Raw genomic sequence first — 1,051 nt, 5'->3', positions numbered from 1 at the left:
CGGGAAAGCCGTCGCCGTCCGAGAGCCAGGCCCGGCTCATAGGTGACGGCTCCACCTCCGACACCGGGGCGCAGCCGCACCAGCCGGCGAAGCCGGTCCCCCTCGAACCGGGACAGACGCCCCCGCAGTTCGTCGTCTTCTCCTGGGACGGCGCCGGTGAGGTCGGGAACGGCCTCTTCCCCCGCTTCCTCGAACTGGCCAAGAACCACGACGCGGCCATGACGTTCTTCCTCTCCGGGATCTATCTGCTGCCCGAGTCGAAGAAGTCCCTCTACCGCCCGCCGAACAACGCCACCGGCGCCTCCGACATCGGTTACCTCACCGACGACCACATCAAGGAGACGCTGAAGTACGTGCGCCAGGCCTGGCTGGAGGGCCATGAGATAGGCACGCACTTCAACGGGCACTTCTGCGCGGGCTCCGGATCGGTCGGCAACTGGTCGCCCGCCGACTGGGAGAACGAGACGGAGCAGGCTGTGTCGTTCGTCACCCAATGGCGCACCAACAGCGGCTGGAAGGATCTCGACCCGCTGCCCTTCGACTACCGCAAGGAACTCGTCGGCGCCCGCACCCCCTGTCTGCTCGGACAGGACCGGCTGCTGCCGACGGCGAAGAAGCTCGGCTGGCGCTACGACGCCAGCTCGCCCGGCGGCCGCCAGAAGTGGCCGGAGAAGCGCAAGGGTCTGTGGGACCTGCCGCTCCAGCAGATACCTTTCCCCGGCCGCTCCTTCGAAGTCCTCTCGATGGACTACAACATCCTCGCCAACCAGTCGCAGAATTCGACCAAGGGCATGCCCGAGAACTACCCGCGCTGGAAGAAGCAGGCCACCAAGGCGTACCTCGAAGGATTCAAGCGCGCCTACGAGACCAATCGCGCGCCCTTCTTCATAGGCAACCACTTCGAGCAGTGGAACGGCGGCATCTACATGGACGCCGTCGAGGAGGCGATCAAGGGCATGGCCGGAAAGAAGGACGTACGGCTCGTGTCCTTCCGGCAGTTCTGCGACTGGCTCGACGTCCAGGACCCGCAGGTGCTCGCCAAGCTCTGCTC

1 protein-coding gene is annotated in these 1,051 nt (G+C 65.8%); it reads left to right on the top strand.

The features are described 5' to 3' along the window. Positions 1-1,051 (top strand): hypothetical protein (locus ACFWU3_RS36450; protein WP_384445902.1); only part of this gene is annotated, 1,051 nt, incomplete at both ends.

Origin of the sequence: Streptomyces sp. NPDC058685 (assembly GCF_042714725.1) — a bacterium.
GTDB lineage: Bacteria > Actinomycetota > Actinomycetes > Streptomycetales > Streptomycetaceae > Streptomyces.
The sequence above is the reverse complement of the archived record's forward strand: the minus strand, read 5'-3'. Positions and strand labels throughout refer to the sequence as shown.